The organism is Sporosarcina beigongshangi (genome assembly GCF_033485195.1).
GTDB classification, from domain to species: Bacteria; Bacillota; Bacilli; order Bacillales_A; family Planococcaceae; genus Sporosarcina; species Sporosarcina beigongshangi.
Genome location: NZ_JAWLIR010000082.1, coordinates 1 through 2,086, shown reverse-complemented (window position 1 = coordinate 2,086; position 2,086 = coordinate 1). Strand labels below are relative to the sequence as shown.

General features: G+C 40.5%; 2 protein-coding genes. Both read right to left on the bottom strand.

Annotation, left to right across the window (positions count from 1 at the left end; genetic code table 11):
* Positions 1-200: 200 nt before the first annotated feature.
* Complete coding sequence (locus R2B77_RS17815) at positions 201-479, bottom strand: YolD-like family protein (protein WP_203249071.1); 279 nt, start codon at positions 477-479, stop codon at positions 201-203.
* 48 nt (positions 480-527) lie between these two features.
* Entirely contained in the window at positions 528-1,739 is a 1,212-nt protein-coding gene (locus R2B77_RS17810; RefSeq protein ID WP_212391930.1) for a Y-family DNA polymerase, read from the bottom strand.
* Positions 1,740-2,086: the final 347 nt, after the last annotated feature.

The following is a 2,086-nucleotide window of genomic DNA, read 5'->3' as shown; positions in this document are numbered from 1 at the left end:
CAGGCTTTTTGGGGGCTAATCATATAGTTCATTTTTAAAAATGTTTTTAAATCCCACCTAATTGGTGATTAATTATCTAGATGACACAATCTGATACTCATACCTCCTATCATACCTTATAAAAGAATAAAACAGAAAAAAACAACAGCTATTTACCAGGTAAACGGCTGTTGGACAATCCAATTATTATTGCACGCATTCTACTTCAGGACATCTATAACCGGTATACAATCATCCCCAAACAGACCAGCAATCGAAATACAATTAAGTCGATGATCAAGTTCTGATATTTTCCCGTTGTAAAAAAGTTCTTTACCTTTACGCCATATCGCGACACTAGTTTGACACTGACGCTTATATGCAATCTCTATCTCCTCTTGTATCGATTGAAGCTCCCAATCATCCAAGAACGGACGTTCAAGAAGGCCTTCACTTTCTAGCCATTTCCTCATAGCTTGCGCATGTTCTGTTAGCATCATGCCTTTGCCTACTTAATATTACCTCTATCACGTATCACAGAGCCCCTCCTACCCTTTGTGTCCTCCAACTAACGTTGATCGTTTAATGGAGGTGCCTGCATCCGTTAATGAGATTGCTCGAAGTATCGCAGTAGAACCATATCGATTCCGAATGCAATCCATCACCTTTCCAATTTCTCTACCACGCCAATTATCCTGGTCAAACAAACTTAGCTGTATGGATTGCTCGTTTTCTAGTTTTGTAATCGAGATCGACACCTGTCGTACTGGGCGGGCGTCATAGTTTTCACTTAATAGTTCTTTACAAACTTCATAAATTTTCATCGTTTCGTTAGTCGCTTCACTAATAGTGCGAGAACGTTGAAAGCCGCCACCCAATGCATTTTTACTATACCCAATACCTAAACTTATTGTTCGCCCTGCTTTGGATGCATCTCTCGCTCTTTTAGCGACATCCTCACACATTTCTAATACGACTGCCCTAACTTCAGCAATTGTATTATAGTCACGCATCAAAATTTGGCTCTTGCCATAGCTAATCTGACCTTCTGGCATTGGTTCGTTTATTTTTGATAAGTCAATGCCCCAAGCGTGATGATACAGCTGGTTGCCCATAATGCCGAATTTCTTTTCAAGCATTTCTAGCGAAGCGTGGGCAAGTTCCCCAACTGTAAATATCCCCAATGCGTTCAACGATTTTTCTGTTCGGCTTCCAATGCCCCACATTTCAGAGAGTGGAGAGACTGGCCATAACTTCGTTTGTACATCTTCAAATGTCCACTTGGCAAACCCTTTTTTCTTAGCTTCTAAATCAAGGGCCAATTTTGCTAGTAGCATGTTGGGACCCATCCCTGCCGTTGATGGTAAACCAAGCGTCTCATAGATTTCACCTTGGATTTCTCGAATGGTCTGTTCAGGATTTCCCCACAATCTTTCGGTACCTGTTAGGTCAATAAAAGATTCGTCAACACTGTAGACGTGAATGGATTCTGTCGGGACGTATTTATGCAAAATTCTAGTGATAGACATCGAAATCTCAAGAAAGTATGCCATTTTCGGCTCGTATAGTCTCACCTCTGGATGTTTCGGGATTTCATACAGCCGATTTCCAGTTTTTATTTTGAATCGCTTTTTCATCGCTGGCGATGCTGCTAATACGACTGATCCTTTTTGTTGCAGGTTTCCAATAACCGCTATCGGAACAGTTCGTACATCCAAATTATACAAAGTAGCTATACAACTTGCGTAAAAGCTCATCATGTCTATGCAAGCGATTTGTCTGTTTGGGAATTTGCTGTAATCGAACACTAAATAGCATCCCTTTCCTTGTTGACGATAGGAACAAGAGCCAATATGTTTTTAATTAAAAAAGTACGTCTAGACTGCCGTAAATGACAATATGCTCGAATAGAAACCTCACCAACTTGGATGACCACTATCCGCCTTTTGCTGACTGCACCGCTTTTATCGATATACATCATATCCAAGAGCAAACCACAATCCATTGACCGCGTTAACTGATTAAGCACACCTGTTCCTCTCCTTTTCTTCAGTATAAAGAATATATGTTCGCATTGCAACGTTTGTTAAAATAAAAGCTCTTCTAC